The organism is Streptomyces clavuligerus (assembly GCF_005519465.1).
GTDB lineage: Bacteria > Actinomycetota > Actinomycetes > Streptomycetales > Streptomycetaceae > Streptomyces > Streptomyces clavuligerus.
On record NZ_CP027858.1, the window covers coordinates 5,046,682 to 5,064,645 of the forward strand.

Here is a 17,964-nt window from a genome sequence, read left to right on the forward strand (position 1 = left end):
AAGTGTCGTCCCATCGGCTCGCGACCCGGCGGTCCTGCGGCCATACAGGAAGAGATCGACCGCCTGCTCCGCGGCATCGACTGCCCTCGCTCACGCTTGGCGTCGTTCCCACCTCGGCGCGCGTGAACATGCACCCTGTCCATGCCTTCAACATGTACGACGACGAGGTTCACGTCGAACCGGTCTCCTCGGGCGTGACCGTCACCGAACCGGACGAGACCGCCCTCTCGCAAGGCGTTCGGCGGGATACGTGGAGCGGCTCTGCACAGCGACGCCGCCAAGGAACTCCTGGGGAAAGCGTTGTCCTTCTGACAGACGCCCCACGCGGCTGACCGCACGACCGAGGGGCGCCACCTCCAAGAGGAGGTGGCGCCCCTCAGCTATCCAGCGGCCGGTGCATATCGGGTGCACAAGGGCCTGGAAAACGGCCGGGAACAGTGGGAAACAGCGAGCGGTGTTTCCCAGCTCACAGTATGTCTCTGAGCCTCAGACGCAGATGGGCCCAGTCCGCGGTTTAGAGGTCGAAGTACAGCTCGAACTCGTGCGGGTGCGGACGGAGCTGGATCGGCGCGATCTCGTTGGTGCGCTTGTAGTCGATCCAGGTCTCGATCAGGTCGGCGGTGAAGACGCCACCGGCCTGGAGGTACTCGTTGTCCGCCTCCAGGGCGTCCAGGACGGCCGGGAGGGAGGTCGGGACCTGGGGGACGCCCGCGTGCTCCTCGGGGGCCAGCTCGTAGAGGTCCTTGTCGATCGGCTCGGCCGGCTCGATCTTGTTCTTGACGCCGTCGAGGCCCGCGAGGAGGAGGGCCGAGAAGGCCAGGTACGGGTTGGAGGACGGGTCGGGGGCGCGGAACTCGACGCGCTTGGCCTTGGGGTTGGAGCCCGTGATCGGGATGCGCATCGCGGCGGAGCGGTTGCGCTGCGAGTAGACCAGGTTCACCGGTGCCTCGAAGCCCGGGACCAGACGGTGGTAGGAGTTCACCGTCGGGTTGGTGAAGGCCAGCAGCGAGGGCGCGTGCTTGAGGATGCCGCCGATGTAGTAGCGGGCGGTGTCCGAGAGGCCCGCGTAGCCCTGCTCGTCGTAGAAGAGCGGGGAGCCGCCCGACCACAGCGACTGGTGGACGTGCATGCCCGAGCCGTTGTCACCGAAGATCGGCTTCGGCATGAAGGTGGCGGTCTTGCCGTTGCGCCAGGCGACGTTCTTCACGATGTACTTGAAGAGCATCAGGTCGTCGGCGGCGGCGAGCAGCGTGTTGAACTTGTAGTTGATCTCCGCCTGGCCGGCCGTGCCCACCTCGTGGTGCTGGCGCTCGACCTGGAGCCCGGCCCGGTCCAGCTCCAGGGAGATCTCGGCGCGCAGGTCGGCGAAGTGGTCGACCGGGGGAGCCGGGAAGTAGCCGCCCTTGTAGCGGACCTTGTAGCCGCGGTTGTCCTCGACCGCACCGGTGTTCCAGGCGCCCGCCTCGGAGTCGATGTGGTAGAAGCCCTCGTTCGCGGAGGTCGCGAAGCGCACCGAGTCGAAGACGTAGAACTCGGCCTCGGGGCCGAAGTACGCGGTGTCCGCGATGCCGGTGGAGGTGAGGTACGCCTCCGCCTTCTTGGCGATGTTGCGCGGGTCACGGCTGTACTGCTCGCCGGTGATCGGGTCGTGGATGAAGAAGTTGATGTTGACGGTCTTGTCCCGGCGGAACGGGTCCAGACGGGCGGTCGACAGGTCGGCGCGCAGCGCCATGTCGGACTCGTGGATCGCCTGGAAACCACGGATGGACGAGCCGTCGAAGGCCAGCTCCTCGTCCGGGTCGAACGCCGCCGCCGGGATCGTGAAGTGCTGCATGACACCCGGCAGGTCGCAGAATCGGACGTCGATGAACTTGACGTCCTCGTCGGCGATGTACTTCTTCGCGTCGTCGGCGTTCTGGAACATCCAACTCCTCCTACTCCCGTCCCCGGGTCGGTGGGGCGGGCTTGCGGCTGTCGCGGCCAGTGCGGTGGCACACGCGTGACCGACCTTAGGCAGATGGGATTTCTCCAGCATGACCCGTTTGTTTCGCACACGTTAACCGGGAGGTGGGAGGGGGCGGGGGCCGCGACCGGCCGGGTGAGGGGTGCGACGGAGAGATCGAAACCGGGCACAGTACCGTGGACGGGTGGACAACAGGCAAGCAATCGGATCGTGGCTCTCCGGGCCGCGCGCGGCGGCCGAGGACATGGGCGTCGACTTCGGACACCGGGGCAAGCGGCTCGGCCTGCCGGAGGCAGGACCGGGCTCCATGGCCCCCCTCGGACGGCGTTTCGGCGCCCTCTTCATCGACTGGGGGCTCTGCTTCCTGATCTCGTACGGGCTGCTGGCCCGGGGCGAACCTTCGCAGACCGTGTCCAACTGGGCGCTGGGTGTCTTCCTCGTTCTGCACATCCTCACCGTCGGCACGGTGGGCTTCACCCCCGGCAAGCGGCTGCTGGGCATCTGGGTGGTCTCCGCCGACGGCGGACGGCTGGGCTTCGGCCGGGCCGTGCTGCGGAGCGTCCTGCTGGTCCTCGCCCTTCCGGCGCTGATCTGGGACCGGGACGGCCGGGGGCTCCACGACCGCTTCTCCAAGGCCGTCCAGGTCAGGATGTAGCCGACAGCCGACAGCCGACAGCCGAGCAGGACGCAGAGAAGGAAACGGGTACGCGAAAGGGCCCTGGCACCTCGTCCGAGGTGCCAGGGCCCTTTCCGTATCCAATGGGACGGCCCGGGTCAGCGCATCTTTCCGCCGCGCGGCATCCGCATGCCCTTGGGCATGGGCCCCTTCGGCAGGGGCATATTGCTCATGAGGTCCCCGAGCGCCCGCAGCCGGTCGTTCGCCGAGGCCACCTGCGCGCCGGAGAGAATCCGCGGCAGCTTGAGCATCGTCGTACGGACCTTCTTCAGCGGCACCTGGTCCTCGCCCGTGCCCACCAGGATGTCGTGCACCGGTACGTCGTACACGACGCGCGCCATCTTCTTCTTCTCGGCCGCCAGCATCGGCTTCAGCCGGTTGGGGTTGCCCTCGGCGACCAGCACGATGCCCGCGCGGCCGACGGCCCGGTGGATCACGTCCTGGCTGCGGTTCATCGCGACCGCCGGGGTGGTGGTCCAGCCCCGGCCCACGTTCTGGAGCACCGCCGCGGCGGCGCCGGGCTGGCCCTCCATCTGTCCGAAGGCCGCCCGCTCGGCACGGCGGCCGAAGACGATCGCCGTCGCGAGGAAGGCCACCAGGAAGCCCAGGATTCCCAGGTAGACGGGGTAACCGATCCAGAAGCCCAGCCCGAGGAAGGCACCGAAGGTGACGATTCCCACAGCCGCGAGGATCAGCCCGACCTTGGGGTCGGCCTTCCGCGTCATCTTGTACGTCAGAGCGATCTGCTTGAGTCGCCCCGGATTCGCAGCAGCCTCAGCGCTGTCAGAGTTAGCCTTCCTCGCCATACAAGGAAGTTTACGTGGCCGCCGGACCCCGGCCCGCCACGGCCTCCAGTACGTGCTGCGCCTCCACCCGGTCCTTGGCGCGGCGCCGGTCCTCCAGGACCGCGGTCCAGGCGTTGCGGCGGGCGGTGCGCTGCCCGACGCCGAGCAGCAGCGACTCCATCGCCCGCAGCGCGTCCGTGACGGCCGGGAGGGCGTGCGCGCGCACCAGCCGGGCGGACCCGGCGGACGGGGTGAACGGGGCGGGACGGATCGGGCGTACCGGCGACGCCTGCATGGCGGTGGCCCCCTCGGGGAAGCCGGCCGACGGATCGGCCGGATCGGTGGTCGACGGCCGGCGTCGGGGCCGGCGTCGATGGTCGGTGCAACGGTCCGGGGAACAGCGTTACGCGTCGGTGTTACCAGCGGGTGACACGGGGGTCAAACGCCTATGAAACCTATACGCGCGCCCACTAAAGCCTGACGCGACCCGTACGCACCCCGTCGACCTGCGGGGAGTGCGCGGGCCGCGCCCACGACTGCGAGTTACCGATCGGTAGTCGCTTGTGCTTCAATTCACAGGCCGCCCGGCCGGACCGTGCCGCCGGACAGCCCCGCCGTCCGGGGCAGCCTCGCCGTCCGGGGCGGCCCCGGCTCAGACCGCCTGCGCCGCCACCGGGCCCGCGGACTCCACCGCGCGCCGCTCGATCGCCTGGGCGTAGAGCCGCCCCGCGCGGTACGAGGACCGCACCAGCGGGCCCGACATCACACCGGAGAAGCCGATCTCCTCGGCCTCCTCCTTCAGCTCCACGAACTCCTGGGGCTTCACCCACCGCTCCACCGGGTGGTGGCGCACCGAGGGACGCAGATACTGCGTGATCGTGATCAGCTCGCAACCCGCCTCGTGGAGCTGGAGCAGCGCCTCGCTGATCTCCGCGCGCTCCTCGCCCATGCCCAGGATCAGATTGGACTTGGTCACCAGGCCCGCGGCACGGGCCCGGGTGATGACGTCGAGCGAGCGCTCGTAACGGAAACCGGGGCGGATGCGCTTGAAGATCCGCGGCACGGTCTCGACGTTGTGCGCGAAGACCTCGGGACGGGACTCGAAGACTTCCTCAAGGAGTGCGGGGACCGCATTGAAGTCGGGGGCCAGCAGCTCCACCTTGGTGTGGCCGCCCTCACGTCCGGCGGTCTGCTGATGGATCTGCCGCACCGTCTCCGCGTACAGCCAGGCGCCGCCGTCCGCCAGGTCGTCCCGGGCCACGCCGGTCACGGTGGCGTAGTTCAGGTCCATGGTGACGACCGACTCGCCGACCCGGCGGGGCTCGTCGCGGTCGAGCGCCTGGGGCTTGCCCGTGTCGATCTGGCAGAAGTCGCAGCGCCGGGTGCACTGGTCGCCGCCGATGAGGAAGGTGGCCTCGCGGTCCTCCCAGCACTCGTAGATGTTGGGACAGCCCGCCTCCTGGCACACCGTGTGCAGACCCTCGCTCTTCACGAGGTTCTGCATCTTGGTGTACTCGGGGCCCATCTTCGCCCGGGTCTTGATCCACTCGGGCTTGCGCTCGATGGGGGTCTGGCTGTTCCGGACCTCCAGGCGCAGCATCTTGCGTCCGTCGGGTGCGACAGCGGACACGTCGGCGCCCCTTTCTGCTATCGCGGCATTTCTGCGCTCGCGGCATTCGAATCTGCGGCGCCCACCAGGGTACGCCCGTCATTTGTGCGGCCCTACGTCCGGCCAACCCGTGGACGGCGGGGCGCATTCCCCCAGCGGGCCAGGAACGGTTCCGCACGGCCGCGGACCGGGTCCGGACCGGGTCCGGGGCGCTCCGGGCCCCGGGCGGGACCTACGCGGGCGTGCCCACGGGTCTCGGCCGCAGCTCGGCCGTCTCCAGGACCTCCCGGAGCCGCCGCTCCACCACCGGCAGCGCGTCGGCGATCGTGATCTCCCGGCCCAGCTCGGCCGAGAGCGAGGTCACACCCGCGTCGCGGATGCCGCAGGGCACGATCCGGTCGAACCAGGTGTTGTCCGGATTCACATTGAGCGCGAAGCCGTGCATCGAGACCCCCTTCGCGATCCGGATGCCGATCGCGGCCAGCTTGCGGTCCTCGCGGCGCTGCCCCGCGTTGGACGGGGCGTACTCGGGGCCGTTCAGCCGGGGGTCGAACTCCTCGTCCTGGAGCCTCGGGTCGAAGTCCAGCGAGAGGCCGCCGATCGCCGGGCGCTCCTCGACCGGGTCGCCCAGCACCCAGACCCCGCTGCGGCCCTCCACCCGGCTGGTCTCCAGACCGAAGTCGGCGCAGGCGAGGATCAGGGCCTCCTCCAGCCTGCGCACGTGCGCCACGACGTCCACCGGGCGCGGCAGCTTGATGATCGGGTAGCCGACGAGCTGCCCCGGGCCGTGCCAGGTGATCTTGCCGCCCCGGTCCACGTCGACGACCGGCGTGCCGTCGAGCGGGCGCTCGCTGTCGGCCGTGCGCCGCCCCGCCGTGTACACCGGCGGGTGCTCCAGCAGCAGACAGGTGTCCGGGACCTCGTCCGCGAACCGGGCGGCGTGCACCTCGCGCTGCTTCTGCCACGCCTCCTGGTACTCGACCGCTTCCCCGCCGAAGCCCAGCCGGACGAACCGCAGCTCACTCACGGCACTGCCTCCCTCGAACCTTCATCGTGCGCGCGTCGCGCCCCCGCCACTGTACGGCCGTCGGCCCGCAGGTGACGGGCGAGGTAGGGCTCGTCACCGAAGGGCGGCCCGTTCCCCCGCAGGAGGGGCCGGAACCGTCAGTGCCGCCCCTGATCCTCACACGATCGGATGAAAGTGGGCCCATGGTGGCGGTACTCGCGGTAAGGGCGGCTAAATTCGCGCCGTTCCTTGAGGGCCACCAGGGCTGTGACCGGCCCGGAAGGCAGGAGACCGCATAGCTGATGACGGAACGACCCTCGCCGCGCATGCCCAATCGCCAACTGGCGGCACTCATCCAGGAAGCCGGATTCTCCAATGCGGGCCTGGCCCGGAGGGTGGATCAGCTCGGTCTTGAACATGGCCTGGACCTGCGCTACGACAAGACATCAGTGACGCGGTGGCTGCGGGGCCAGCAGCCGCGCGGAACCACACCGGCGCTGATCGCCGAGGTCTTCACCCGACGCCTCGGCAGGCGGCTCTCGGCCCAGGACCTGGGGCTCGACGCCTGCGCGCCCGTCTACGCGGGCCTGGAGTTCGCCGCGACACCCGAGGAGGCGGTGGACATCGTCAGCGGGCTGTGGCGCAAGGACTCCGGCAGCCACACGGAGCTGCGCAAGATCGCCTTCACCCCGGCGGGGCTGGTGGTGCCCAGCCGGGACTGGCTCATCGGACGGGCCGACGACCGGGTCGGCCGGGGCGACGACCGCTATGAGCACCGTTACGGGAGGGAGGCGCGGGACGTACGGGAAGCGCACCCCGTCGTCGGCGCCCTCGGGCGGGTGCCCACCCAGGGCGGGGGCGGCGTCCCCCGGCAGCGCGAGCGCGGCCCGGTGCCGATGCCGGAGCGCGGCCCCGACCGCGGGCCCGGCCAGCGGGTCACCAGCGGCGACATCGCCGCCCTCCGCTCGGTCGGCGAACTCTTCCGCACCCTCGACCACGCCTACGGCGGCGGCCACGCCCGCCAGGCCCTCGTGCGCTATCTGGAGCACGAGGCCGAGCCGATGCTCCGGGGCAGCTACGGCGAGGCCGTCGGCCGCCGCCTCTTCGCGGCCGTCGCCGACCTCACCCGCCTCGCGGGCTGGACCTCGTACGACATCGCCGCGCACGGGCTCGCGCAGCGGTACTTCGTCCAGGCGCTGCGGCTGGCGCAGGCGGCGGGGGACCGGGCCTACGGCTCCTACGTCCTCGTCACCATGGCCCGCCAGGCCGTCTACCTCGGGCACGGACGGGAGGCCGTGCAGCTCGCCCGCGTCGCCCAGCAGGGCGTGGGGCCCGGCGCGCCCCCCGTCGTCCAGGCGCTGCTGCACGCGGTGGAGGCCCGGGGCCACGGCGTCCTGGGCGAGGCCCGCGCCTGCACCGCGTCCCTGCTGCGCGCGGAACGGGCCCTCGGCGCCGCCCGCCCCGGCGACGAGGCGCCGGTATGGGGGCGCGCCTTCGACGAGGCGCAGATGACGGACGAGTTCGGCCACTGCTACCGGGACCTCCAGCAGTACCGGCAGGCCGTCCAGTACGCCGAGCGCTCCCTCCAGCTCCGCCCGGTGGGCATGGCCCGCAGCAGGCTCTTCTGCCGGGTGGTGCTCGCCTCCTCCCGGCTCGCCCTCGGCGAGCTGGACCAGGCGTGCACCCTGGGCGCGGAGGCCGCGCTCCAGGCGGCGGAGATGCGTTCCGCGCGGGCCCTGGAGTACGTCCAGGACTTCGAACGCCGCCTGGAGCCCTACCGCGACGCGGCGGCCGTCCGCGGCTACCGCGACCGCGTGGCCCCCCTCGGCTGACCCACCCACCCGCCCGCACCCGCCGCGCCGGACCCGGCCCCCGGGCCCGGCGCGGCGGCATGGGCGCCTGCCCCGGGCCGTCCGGCCGTGCCCGGGGCCGGCGGCCGCCCGCGCGGGGGTGCTCGCGGTCTCCCCGGGTCAGGCCGCCTGGCGGGTGGGGCGGGATTCCGGCGGGCGGACGGAGAAGTCGCGGAGGATCGCCGACGCGGTACGGCGGGCCGAGAGGAGGGCGCCCTGGACCGTGCTCGTGGAGCGGTGGTCGCCGCAGACGTAGAGGCCCGCGAGCACCCGCACCGGGCGGTGCACGTCGTGCGGGGCGTCCATCGCGGGAACGGCGTACGGGTCGTGGTGGACCGCGAGCGGTTCCCACGCGTCCGTCGCCACCCCGTACAGCCGCGCGAGCTGCCGCCGTACCGCCCCGTCGAGGCCGGGCACCGGCGGGCCGAGGACCGTCGAGGAGATCAGGACCCCGCCCCGCGGGGCCCGCGCCGGATCCACCTCGCTCATCACCGCCGTGTGCGAGACCGGCCCGCCGCCGTCCGCGTCCAGTACCAGCGAGGCCCCCGTCGGCGGCGCCTCCGGTGCGCTGTGGTGCACCACCGTCACCGGGTGGAAACGGGGCACCCGCAGCCCCGGCAGTACCTCGGCCGCCTCCCGCGCCCCCGTCGCCAGCACCAGCGCCCGGCAGGACAGCTCCCCGTACTCCTCCGTGCTGACCCGGTTGATCGACGCGTCCCGCACCCGCACTCCCGTGGTCACCGTTCCCTCCGGCAGCGCCGCCGCCAGCCGCTCCGGGAGCAGCGCCGCGCCCCCGGCGGGGACGCAGAGCCGCCCCCGGGCGAAGCCCCGCAGGGCGAGGTCCGCGCACCGGCTCGACGTGGTCAGCTCCGGGTCGCAGAGCAGCGCGGACAGCAGCGGGCGCAGCACGCCCTGTGTCGTGCGCGAGGGCAGCCCCCGCCCCGACAGCGTCTCGGCGGCGGTCCGTTCGGGGCGGGCCATCAGCCGCTCCACCGAGGTCCCCGCGAGCCGGGCCAGGGACGCGCTCAGCCGCGCCTCGTCGAGCGGCCTGGGGGCGCTTGCCAGGGCGCGTGCCATGGTCAGTGCGCCCCTCGTGCTCCCGGCGTCCCAGGCGCGGCGCACGGTCTCCCCGGTCCGCTGGAGCCGTCCGCCGCAGTGGACCAGCACGCCCGGCGCGAAGGGCCGCAGCGGCACGTCCACCAGGCTCGCGGTGCGCCGCAGTTCCGTGTACGAGGTGCTGAGCAACTGGCCCACCCGGTCCAGGCGGAACCCGTCGATCTCCTCCGTCGAGAGTCTGCCGCCGGGCCGGTCGGCGGCCTCCAGAACGCTGACGCTGAGGCCCGCCCTGGTCAGCCGATGTGCCACCGAGAGGCCGGAGATACCGGCTCCGACGACGATGACGTCCGCGTGGTCCGCGCTGTGGCCGGTGCTGATGAGCACGTGCCCCTCCCCGAGGTCGGCGCTCCGCTGTGAGGGGGACATGCCCCCGACGGGCCCCTGGAATGCCCGAGTTCGCATCGAGGGTAGGGAGGCGTGGCCGATTGGCGACGCGCGCACGCGGCGGGGCACCGGAGCGCGGGGGCGCACTGCCGGTACGGGCCCTCGGGAACGGCTTCCGGGGCCCGGAGGAGGCCCTGGGAGGGGTGTTCCGGCTGGGTACGGGGAGCCCGCCGGGACGGCCGGGAGGAGCCCCGTTCCGGCGGGCGGGGACAGCACGGGCCGGGACGCCGCCCCGGGCCGGGAGGCTACCGGGCCGGGACGCCCCGGGGGTCCAGCGCCGCCGCGATCGCCTCGTCGATGCCCGGGAACGCGAACACGAACCCCGAGTCGAGGAGTCTCGCGGGCACCACCCGCTGGCTGCCCAGCACATCCCCCGCCAGCCCCCCGAGCACCGCCCGCAGGGCGAACCCCGGGACCGGGAACGGCGTCGGCCTGCGCAGCACCCTGCCCATCGCCGCCGTGACCTCCCGGTTGGTCACGGGCGCCGGGGCCGTCAGATTCACCGGCCCCGCGAGGGGCGTGTCCAGGATGTGCCGCAACGCGGCCACCTCGTCGTGCAGCGCGATGAAGCTCCAGTACTGGCGGCCGTCCCCCAGCCGCCCCCCGAGCCCCGCCCGGAACAGGGGGAACATCCGCCCCCATGCCCCCTCGCGCGCCACCACCAGACCGGTGCGCGCGTACGCGGTCCTGATGCCCGCCTCCTCGGCCGGGGCCGCCGCCTCCTCCCACTCCACGCACACATCCGGCAGAAAACCGTCCCCGGGCGGGGCCTCCTCGTCCACCGCGCGGTCCCCGGTCTCCCCGTACCAGCCGATCGCGCTGCCGCAGAGGAAGACGTCCGGCGGGGTGTCCAGGGTGGTGACCGCCTCCGCGAGCGCCGCCGTGCCCAGCACCCGGCTGTCGCGGATCTCCCTGCGGTACGCCTCGGTCCAGCGGTGGTCGCCGACGCCCGCCCCGGCGAGGTTGACCACGGCGTCACAGCCCACCAGGCCCGCCGTGTCCACGTACTGCCGCACCGGGTCCCACTCCACCTCGTCCCCCCTCCGGGCGGGGCGCCGCACCAGGCGCACCACCTCGTGCCCGTCCAGGCGCAGGGAGCGCGTGAGCGCCGTACCGATGAGTCCGGAGGCACCGGCGATCGCGATTCGCATGAAAACCAGTCTGCCCCCGGCCCCTCCCATGACACAGTTTCCCCATGCATGAGTCGCACATCCGCCCGGCGCGCGCCGACGACGGCGACGCGCTGAACCGTCTCGACCACGACGCCTGGTCGACGCTGCACGCGGTCTCCCCCCGGCGGACGCAGCCCTTCGCCCCCTTCTTCGACGAGCGCAACCGCCCCGGGGACCTTCTCGTCGCCGAGGACGGCGGCGGGCTCCTCGGCTACATCAAGCTCGCCGCGCCCACCCCGCTCGCCTGCAACCGCCATGTCCTCCAGATCCAGGGGCTCGTGGTCGCGGACGCGGCACGCGGGCGCGGGGTCGGCCGGGCGCTCCTCCGCGCGGCCGGTACGGAGGCGCGCCGCCGGGGCGCGGTCCGGCTCACCCTGCGGGTGCTCGGCCACAACGCCCCGGCCCGTGCCCTGTACACATCGGAGGGCTTCGCGGTCGAGGGGGTGCTGCCCGGGGAGTTCCTGCTCGACGGGGAGTACGTCGACGACGTCCTGATGGGCCGCTCGCTGCCCTAGCCCCGGCCCGGGTCCCGTCAGAGCAGGTCCCGGCCGTCGCCGAAGCGCTCCCACAGCCGGGGAAACCGTTCCGCCAGCGTCTCCTCGTCGTCGAAGTCGAACGGGGTGCCCGCCGGTTCCGCGGGCTGCGGCGGAATGCCCAGCTCCGGTGCCACGGCCCCGGTGAGCCGTTCATACGCCTCGTCCGCCGCGTACCCCAGGTCCTCCCCGTCCCCGTCGATCTCGGGGTCGAACTCGTCCAGCAGCTCCGCGAGCGCGTCCGGCTCGTGCACCGCCCCCTCGAAGACCTCCCTGCCCTGGCCGATGAGCCAGCAGCGGAAGTAGTCGAAGACGTCGTCGCTCGCCCCGTCGAGCAGCACGGCCGCCGCGCCCCACAGATCCCAGGTGTACGCGCGGTTGTACCGGGCCTCGAAGTGCCGGGCGAAGTCCAGCACGGAGTCGGGGTCGAGCTGGGCCAGCCGTTCGACCAGCAGATCGGCGTGGTCCTCGGGGTCGCCGTCGGCGGCCTCGCGGGTGCGGTCCACGATCTCCCAGAACTCCGTCTCGTCCATCACGGGTCCAGCATCACGGCCGGAGCGGAGCCGCGCACGCGGAGCCGCCGAACAGGCTGACTCCCCGGACACCGTCAGAAGCCGGACAGCAGGTGTCCGGTATCCGTGCGAGCGTCGTCCGCATGACAGCAGAGGACAGGACGACGACGGCGGACGGCATGACGGCGGACGGTACGACGAGGGGCGGTACGGCGGGTTGCGGCGCACGGGCGGACGCGCCGCTGGCCGGGCGGGTGGCGCTGGTGGCCGGGGCGACCCGGGGCGCGGGCCGCGCCATCGCCGTCCAGCTCGGGGCGGCGGGCGCCACGGTCTACGCGACCGGCAGGACCACCCGGGACCGGGTCAGCGAACTGGGCCGGGCGGGGGAGACCATCGAGGGGACGGCCGAGCTGGTCGACGCGGCGGGCGGGACGGGCATCGCCATCGCCGCCGACCATCTGGAGCCGGAGCGGGTACGGGAGGTGGTCGCCCGGATCGACCGCAACCACGGGCGGCTCGACATCCTCGTCAACGATGTGTGGGGCGGGAACGGCCTGCTCGACTTCGGCACCCGGATGTGGGACGTCGACCTGGACCGGGGGCTGCGGATGCTCGACCTCGGGGTGCGGACCCACATCATCACCAGCAGCATCGCCCTGCCGCTGCTGATCCGCAGGCCCGGCGGGCTGGTGGTGGAGGTCACGGACGGCACCGAGCGCACCAACCGGGAGCCCCGGGAGAACTTCTACTACGACCTCGCCAAGAACGCCCCCATCCGGATGGCCCGCCTCCTCGGCGAGGAGCTGATGGAGCTGGGCTGCACGGCGGTCGCCGTCACCCCCGGCTTCCTGCGCTCCGAGGAGATGCTCGACCACTTCGGCCTCACGGAGGAGAACTGGCGCGAGGGGACCGAGGCGCAGCCGCACTGGTCCCTCTCGGAGAGCCCCGTCTATCTGGGGCGGGGCCTCGCCGCCCTCGCCGCCGACCCGGGGCGGCACCGCTGGAACGGGCAGTCGCTGGACAGCGGGGAACTGGCCCGCGAGTACGGCGTCACGGACCTCGACGGCAGCCGCCCCGATGTCTGGGGCTACATCCTGGCGGAGAAGGCGGGCGGGCGGCCCGCCCCGGAGGACTACCGCTGAACGCCTCCGTGCCGCACGCCTCCGTGCCGCCACCCGGGCCCGCCCGCGCGGCCCCCGGCCGGTCGGCGGTGCGCCGCCCCGCCCGCCCCGGTCGTGGGCGGGCCCCGGCGGCGGTACGGGCCGTGTCCGCTCCTCAGCGGTACGGACGGGCCGCCCGTTCCGCCGCCTCCGCGAAACGCGTCCGCAGCTCGGCGGGGGCCAGAACCTCCAGCTCCGGGGCGAGGGCGAAGAGCTGTGCGTACGCCACCTCGGGGGACTCGACGGGCAGGGTCAGCGTCACCCGGCCCCGCTCGTCGGGCGGCTGCGCCGCCGCCAGCGCCTCGCGGGCGGCGGACCGCTCGGTGACGTACGGCAGCCGTCGCGCGCCCTCCTCGGTGACGCGGATCACCACCTCGGAACGGAGCAGCGAGCGGCCGAACTGCTCCGCGCGCTCCGCCCAGAAGGCCGGGAGGTCGAACGTCTCGTCCCGGTCGAAGCACGCGCCCCCGTCAACGGGGGTGACGAGGGCGGCCGAGGTGAAGCGGTCCAGCCGGTAGACCCGGAACGAGTCCGCCACCCGGGCGCACAGATACCAGACGCCCGCCTTCAGCACGAGCCCGTACGGCTCCAGCTCGCGCCGGACCTCCTCGCCGCCCCGGCCCCGGTACTCCGCCCGCAGCCGCCGGTCCTCCCGGACCGCCTCCGCGACGACGGGCAGCAGCGGCGGCGTCTCCGGCTCCTGGTACCAGGCGGGCGCGTCCAGATGGAAGCGCTGGGCGGCGGTGCGGGGGGCGTCGCTGAGCGAGGGCAGCAGCGCCGCCGACACCTTCAGCCGGGCCGCCGACGCCGCGTCCCCGAGGCCCATCTCCCGCAGCGCCTGCGGCAGCCCCGAGAGGAACAGTGCCTCCGCCTCGCTGCGGCCCAGCCCGGTCAGCCGGGTGCGGTAGCCGCCGAGGAGCCGGTAGCCGCCCGCCCGGCCCCGGTCGGCGTGGACCGGGACGCCCGCCTCGGACAGGGCGAGGGCGTCCCGGGTCACCGTCCGCTCCGAGACCTCCAGCTCCCGGGCCAGCTCCGCCCCCGTCATCGAGGGCCTGTTCTGGAGCAGGAGCACCATCTTGATCAGCCGGGCAGCGCGCATCCCTCCATCATGGCCGAGAGGCCGAGAGGCCGTCGCGGCCGGAACGGCAGCACGGACGGGACGCCGGGCCGGGCCGGGCCGGGACGGCCCGGCCCGGCGCGGAGGTGACGGCCCGCGCGCGGTGCCGCCGCCGGCACCCGCCCGGGAGAGGCCCTACACCAGCGGCTCCTGCAACTCGGTCACCCAGGCCGCACGGTCCTCCGGCGCCTCCAGGTACACCTCGCGGGCGAACCCCGTCGACCGGTGGCCGCCCGCCTCGACCCAGCGGGCGAGGACCTGCTCCGTCTCGACGACCGTCGTCATCGGACCCCGGTGCACGACCGTCGCCGCCCGCTCCACCGCGGGCAGCTCCACCACCTCGAAGCCCGAGGGGCCGTCCTCCGGCCGCAGCGCCACCGCCGGGCCGACGGTGAGGGCGGCGTGCACCACCACCCGGCCGTCGCCGCCCGGGGCCTCCTCGTAGTACGCGACCGGAGGCCCGGCGGGCACGATCCCCGCTCTCTCCAGCGCCGCGCACAGCCGGTCGTACAGCGGCTTGATGACCGGCCCGATGTCCTTCGGCGCATAGCTCTCCGCCACGCCGGACAGCTGTGCCACCCGCACGGCCGGAAGGGACTTCACGATGACCTCGTCGATGGGCATGCGCCCCTCACTCTCGATCGAACGGAGCCTCGCCTCGACCTGCCCCAGCCGCTCCGCCGCCCGGGCCATCGCCTCCTCCAGCTCCGCCCGGCGCAGGACGAGCATCCCGCGCAGCTCCTCCGGGCCCACCCGGTCCTCCAGGATGCGGCCCACCTGTTCGAGGGTGAGACCGAGATCCTTGAGGGCGATGATCCGGTTGAGCCGGGAGAGCTGGTCGGCCGCGTAGTGGCGGTAGCCGGTGCAGGGGTCGGTACGGGCGGGGCGCAGCAGTCCGAGGGCGTCGTAGTGCCGCAGCATACGAGCCGATACCCGGCCGTGCCGGGCGAAGTCTCCGATGGTGAACATGGTCCCCCCAGTCGACGGCCTCACACGGTGTCAAGGTCAAGCCCCCGCCCCGGGGCGGGGGCCGGCAGCGGTGCCCGGGTGCGCGGACGCCCCCGGCGACGGGCCCGTTCGGGCCGCCACCGGGGGCGTTCGGGGCTCAAGGGGCCCAGGGGATCGGAGGCTCAGAGGCCGTAGCGCTCCCGGGCCTCCTTCACGGCCGTCGCCGGGACCTCGCCGCGCCGCGCGAGCTGCGCCAGCGCCGCGACGACGATCGACTGCGGGTCCACGCCGAAGTGGCGGCGGGCCGCCTCACGGGTGTCGGAGAGGCCGAAGCCGTCCGTGCCCAGCGAGGACCAGTCCTGCTCCACCCACTGGCTGATCTGGTCCGGGACCTGACGCATCCAGTCGCTGACCGCGAGGACCGGGCCCGGGGCGCCCGCGAGCGCCTGCCGGACGTACGGGACGCGCTCCTCGCCGCGCAGCAGGGCCGCGTCGGCCTCCAGCGCGTCCCGGCGCAGCTCGCCCCAGGAGGTCGCGGACCAGACATCGGCCGTGACACCCCACTCGGCGGCCAGGATCCGCTGCGCTTCGAGGGCCCAGTGGATCGCGGTGCCGGAGCCGAGGAGCTGAATCCTGGGGGCACCGGCCGAGGCGGGCACGCCCTCGTTGAACCGGTACAGGCCCTTGACGATGCCCTCCTCGACGCCCTCGGGCATCGCGGGCTGCGGCTTCGGCTCGTTGTAGACGGTGAGGTAGTAGAAGACGTCCGAGTCCTCGCCAGGGCGTGCTTCGCCGTACATCCGGCGCAGACCGTCCTTGACGATCACCGAGATCTCGTACGCGAACGCCGGGTCGTAGTTGAGCGACGCCGGGTTCGTGGACGCGATCAGGTGCGAGTGGCCGTCCGCGTGCTGGAGGCCCTCACCGGTCAGGGTGGTGCGGCCCGCCGTGGCGCCGACGATGAAGCCCTTGCCGAGCTGGTCGGCGAGCTGCCACATCTGGTCGCCGGTGCGCTGCCAGCCGAACATCGAGTAGAAGATGTAGAACGGGATCATCGGCTCGCCGTGCGTCGCGTACGACGAGGCGGCGGCGATGAAGTCGGCCATGGACCCGGCCTCGGTGATCCCCTCGTTGAGGATCTGGCCGTCCGTGGCCTCCTTGTAGTACATGAGCTGGTCGCGGTCGACCGGCTCGTACGTCTGGCCCAGCGGCGAGTAGATGCCCGCCGACGGGAACAGGGACTCCATGCCGAAGGTCCGGGCCTCGTCGGGGACGATCGGGACCCAGCGGCGGCCGGTCTCCTTGTCCCGCATGAGGTCCTTCATCAGCCGGACGAAGGCCATGGTGGTGGCCATCTCCTGCTTGCCGGAGCCCTTCTCCAGGGCCTGGAAGGCACGCGGCGAGGTGACCGCCGGGTCGGGCAGCGCCACCTGGTGCACCCGGCGGGCCGGTGCGGGGCCGCCGAGGGCCGCGCGGCGCTCCTGGAGGTAGCGGACCTCGGGGGAGTCGGCGCCCGGGTGGCCGTAGGGCACCACACCGCCGTCGAAGGCGCTGTCGGCGATCGGGAGCCCGAGCAGGTCGCGCATGCCCTTGAACTCGTCGACCGTCAGCTTCTTCATCTGGTGGTTGGCGTTCTTGGACGCGAAGCCCTTGCCCAGGGTGTGGCCCTTGACCGTCTGCGCCAGGATCACCGTCGGCGCGCCCCGGTGGGCGAGGGCCGCGCGGTACGCCGCGTACACCTTGTGCGCCTCGTGGCCGCCGCGCGAGGTGTAGAAGCACTCGGCGATCTTGTCGTCGCTCAGCAGCCGGCCCAGCTCGACGAGGGCGGGTTCGGCGCCGAAGAAGTGCTCGCGGATGTAGGCGACGTCACGGGTGGCGTAGGTCTGGAACTGGGCGTCCGGGACCTCGCGCAGCCTGCGCACCAGGGCGCCGGCGGTGTCGAGCCGGAAGACCTCGTCCCAGGCGGAGCCCCACAGGGTCTTGACCACGTTCCAGCCCGCGCCGCGGAACTGGGCCTCCAACTCCTGCACGATCTTGAAGTTCGCGCGGACCGGGCCGTCGAGGCGCTGGAGGTTGCAGTTGATGACGAAGGTCAGGTTGTCCAGGCGCTCACGGGAGGCGAGGGCCAGGGCCGCCGTCGACTCGGGCTCGTCCATCTCGCCGTCGCCGAGGAAGGCCCACACATGCGACCGGGAGGTGTCCTTGATCCCGCGGTTGTGCAGATAGCGGTTGAACCGCGCCTGGTAGATCGCGGAGAGCGGGCCGAGGCCCATGGAGACGGTGGGGAACTCCCACAGCCAGGGCAGCCGCCGCGGGTGCGGGTACGAGGGCAGCCCGGCGCCGCCCGCCTCCTGGCGGAAGTTGTCGAGGTGGGCCTCGGTGAGCCGGCCGTCGAGGAAGGCGCGGGCGTAGATGCCCGGCGCGGCGTGGCCCTGGATGTAGAGCTGGTCGCCGCTGCCGTCGCCCTCCTTGCCCCGGAAGAAGTGGTTGAAGCCGGTCTCGTAGAGCCAGGCGGCCGAGGCGAAGGTGGCGATGTGGCCACCGACACCCAGCTTGGAGCCGCGCGTCACCATGGCGGCGGCGTTCCACCGGTTCCAGGCGGTGATCCGGGCTTCCATCTCCACATCGCCGTCGCAGACGGGCTCGGCGGCGGTGGGGATGGTGTTGACGTAGTCCGTCTCCAGCAGCCGGGGCACGGGGACCCCGGCGGCTTCGGCGTGCTGGAGCGTGCGGCGCATCAGGTACGCGGCACGGTGCGGGCCGGCGTGGTGGGCGACGGCGTCGACGGAGGCCGCCCACTCGGCGGTCTCTTCGGCGTCGCGGTCCGGGAGCTGGTCCAGCTCGCTCGGAAGCTTGGCTACGGGGTCGGACATGTCGCCGCCTTCCGGAGTGGAGTGGGGATGGGGGATAGGGAGTGGGGGTTGCCCATGTCGTGGCAGGACAGGGCGACGGGCGGGTGAACCCGAAGGCGACTGTAAGCCGCTGATCGATGATCGATCAAAGTATTCGCACATAAAAGTTCTCCGTAGGGCGAAATTGGCATTCCGTGCCGTGAAATAGGGCACGCGGTGCCAAAAATTCCGCTTCTACGGCGCTCATCTGCGCGGGGCCGCTCGCGGCTGGGCACCCGTAC

The 17,964-nt window shown here is 72.8% G+C and carries 15 protein-coding genes; 4 read left to right on the plus strand and 11 right to left on the minus strand.

The annotated features are described in order from the left end of the window. Nucleotides 1–514: 514 nt before the first annotated feature. The gene (gene glnA / locus CRV15_RS21255) at nucleotides 515–1,924 is read right to left on the minus strand and encodes a type I glutamate--ammonia ligase (protein ID WP_003955694.1); all 1,410 of its coding nucleotides are present in this window, start codon (nucleotides 1,922–1,924) and stop codon (nucleotides 515–517) included. Nucleotides 1,925–2,147: 223 nt separating this feature from the next. Between glnA and CRV15_RS21260 the strand changes: the two genes are divergently transcribed. Further along, the gene (locus CRV15_RS21260; RefSeq protein ID WP_003955693.1) at nucleotides 2,148–2,618 is read left to right on the plus strand and encodes an RDD family protein; all 471 of its coding nucleotides are present in this window, start codon (nucleotides 2,148–2,150) and stop codon (nucleotides 2,616–2,618) included. 119 nt (nucleotides 2,619–2,737) lie between these two features. Here the strand turns inward: CRV15_RS21260 and CRV15_RS21265 are convergent, their stop codons facing one another. From CRV15_RS21265 to lipB, 4 genes are all read right to left on the minus strand, one after another. Beyond that, nucleotides 2,738–3,445 (minus strand): DUF4191 domain-containing protein, encoded by a 708-nt coding sequence (locus tag CRV15_RS21265; protein ID WP_003955692.1) that lies wholly within the window; start codon nucleotides 3,443–3,445, stop codon nucleotides 2,738–2,740. A 10-nt stretch (nucleotides 3,446–3,455) separates the two neighbouring features. Next, nucleotides 3,456–3,719 (minus strand): SCO2195 family GlnR-regulated protein, encoded by a 264-nt coding sequence (locus CRV15_RS21270; protein ID WP_003960242.1) that lies wholly within the window; start codon nucleotides 3,717–3,719, stop codon nucleotides 3,456–3,458. 357 nt (nucleotides 3,720–4,076) lie between these two features. Then, nucleotides 4,077–5,054, minus strand: coding sequence for a lipoyl synthase (gene lipA, locus CRV15_RS21275; protein WP_003955690.1), 978 nt, complete (start codon nucleotides 5,052–5,054; stop codon nucleotides 4,077–4,079). Between the two features lie 211 nt (nucleotides 5,055–5,265). Next, on the minus strand, nucleotides 5,266–6,060 hold the full coding sequence (gene lipB, locus CRV15_RS21280) for a lipoyl(octanoyl) transferase LipB (protein WP_003955689.1): 795 nt from the start codon (nucleotides 6,058–6,060) through the stop codon (nucleotides 5,266–5,268). Between the two features lie 281 nt (nucleotides 6,061–6,341). Between lipB and CRV15_RS21285 the strand changes: the two genes are divergently transcribed. Beyond that, the gene (locus CRV15_RS21285) at nucleotides 6,342–7,871 is read left to right on the plus strand and encodes an NsdA family TPR-like regulatory protein (RefSeq protein WP_003960240.1); all 1,530 of its coding nucleotides are present in this window, start codon (nucleotides 6,342–6,344) and stop codon (nucleotides 7,869–7,871) included. A 138-nt stretch (nucleotides 7,872–8,009) separates the two neighbouring features. Here the strand turns inward: CRV15_RS21285 and CRV15_RS21290 are convergent, their stop codons facing one another. Together CRV15_RS21290 and CRV15_RS21295 are read right to left on the minus strand one after the other, a co-directional pair. Then, nucleotides 8,010–9,329: an NAD(P)/FAD-dependent oxidoreductase gene (locus CRV15_RS21290; protein ID WP_009995970.1), complete on the minus strand. Its 1,320-nt coding sequence runs from the start codon at nucleotides 9,327–9,329 to the stop codon at nucleotides 8,010–8,012. A gap of 305 nt (nucleotides 9,330–9,634) precedes the next feature. Beyond that, nucleotides 9,635–10,540: a TIGR01777 family oxidoreductase gene (locus CRV15_RS21295; RefSeq protein WP_009995967.1), complete on the minus strand. Its 906-nt coding sequence runs from the start codon at nucleotides 10,538–10,540 to the stop codon at nucleotides 9,635–9,637. Between the two features lie 44 nt (nucleotides 10,541–10,584). Here CRV15_RS21295 and CRV15_RS21300 point away from each other — a divergent pair, with 44 nt between their 5' ends. Then, on the plus strand, nucleotides 10,585–11,076 hold the full coding sequence (locus CRV15_RS21300) for a GNAT family N-acetyltransferase (protein ID WP_003960237.1): 492 nt from the start codon (nucleotides 10,585–10,587) through the stop codon (nucleotides 11,074–11,076). A gap of 17 nt (nucleotides 11,077–11,093) precedes the next feature. Here the strand turns inward: CRV15_RS21300 and CRV15_RS21305 are convergent, their stop codons facing one another. Further along, nucleotides 11,094–11,627: a DUF4240 domain-containing protein gene (locus CRV15_RS21305; protein ID WP_009995965.1), complete on the minus strand. Its 534-nt coding sequence runs from the start codon at nucleotides 11,625–11,627 to the stop codon at nucleotides 11,094–11,096. Between the two features lie 158 nt (nucleotides 11,628–11,785). Here CRV15_RS21305 and CRV15_RS21310 point away from each other — a divergent pair, with 158 nt between their 5' ends. Continuing rightward, nucleotides 11,786–12,748 (plus strand): SDR family oxidoreductase, encoded by a 963-nt coding sequence (locus tag CRV15_RS21310; RefSeq protein WP_044972161.1) that lies wholly within the window; start codon nucleotides 11,786–11,788, stop codon nucleotides 12,746–12,748. A gap of 133 nt (nucleotides 12,749–12,881) precedes the next feature. Here CRV15_RS21310 and CRV15_RS21315 read toward each other — a convergent pair whose 3' ends face one another. From CRV15_RS21315 to aceE, 3 genes are all read right to left on the minus strand, one after another. Further along, nucleotides 12,882–13,865: a helix-turn-helix transcriptional regulator gene (locus CRV15_RS21315; RefSeq protein ID WP_003960234.1), complete on the minus strand. Its 984-nt coding sequence runs from the start codon at nucleotides 13,863–13,865 to the stop codon at nucleotides 12,882–12,884. A gap of 153 nt (nucleotides 13,866–14,018) precedes the next feature. Continuing rightward, nucleotides 14,019–14,852 carry a MerR family transcriptional regulator gene (locus CRV15_RS21320; protein WP_003960233.1) on the minus strand — a complete coding sequence of 278 codons (834 nt, stop codon included), beginning with the start codon at nucleotides 14,850–14,852 and terminating at the stop codon, nucleotides 14,019–14,021. A 161-nt stretch (nucleotides 14,853–15,013) separates the two neighbouring features. Beyond that, a complete protein-coding gene (aceE, locus tag CRV15_RS21325) occupies nucleotides 15,014–17,704 on the minus strand; it encodes a pyruvate dehydrogenase (acetyl-transferring), homodimeric type (protein ID WP_009995960.1) in 2,691 nt (896 codons plus the stop codon). Nucleotides 17,705–17,964 lie beyond the last annotated feature (260 nt).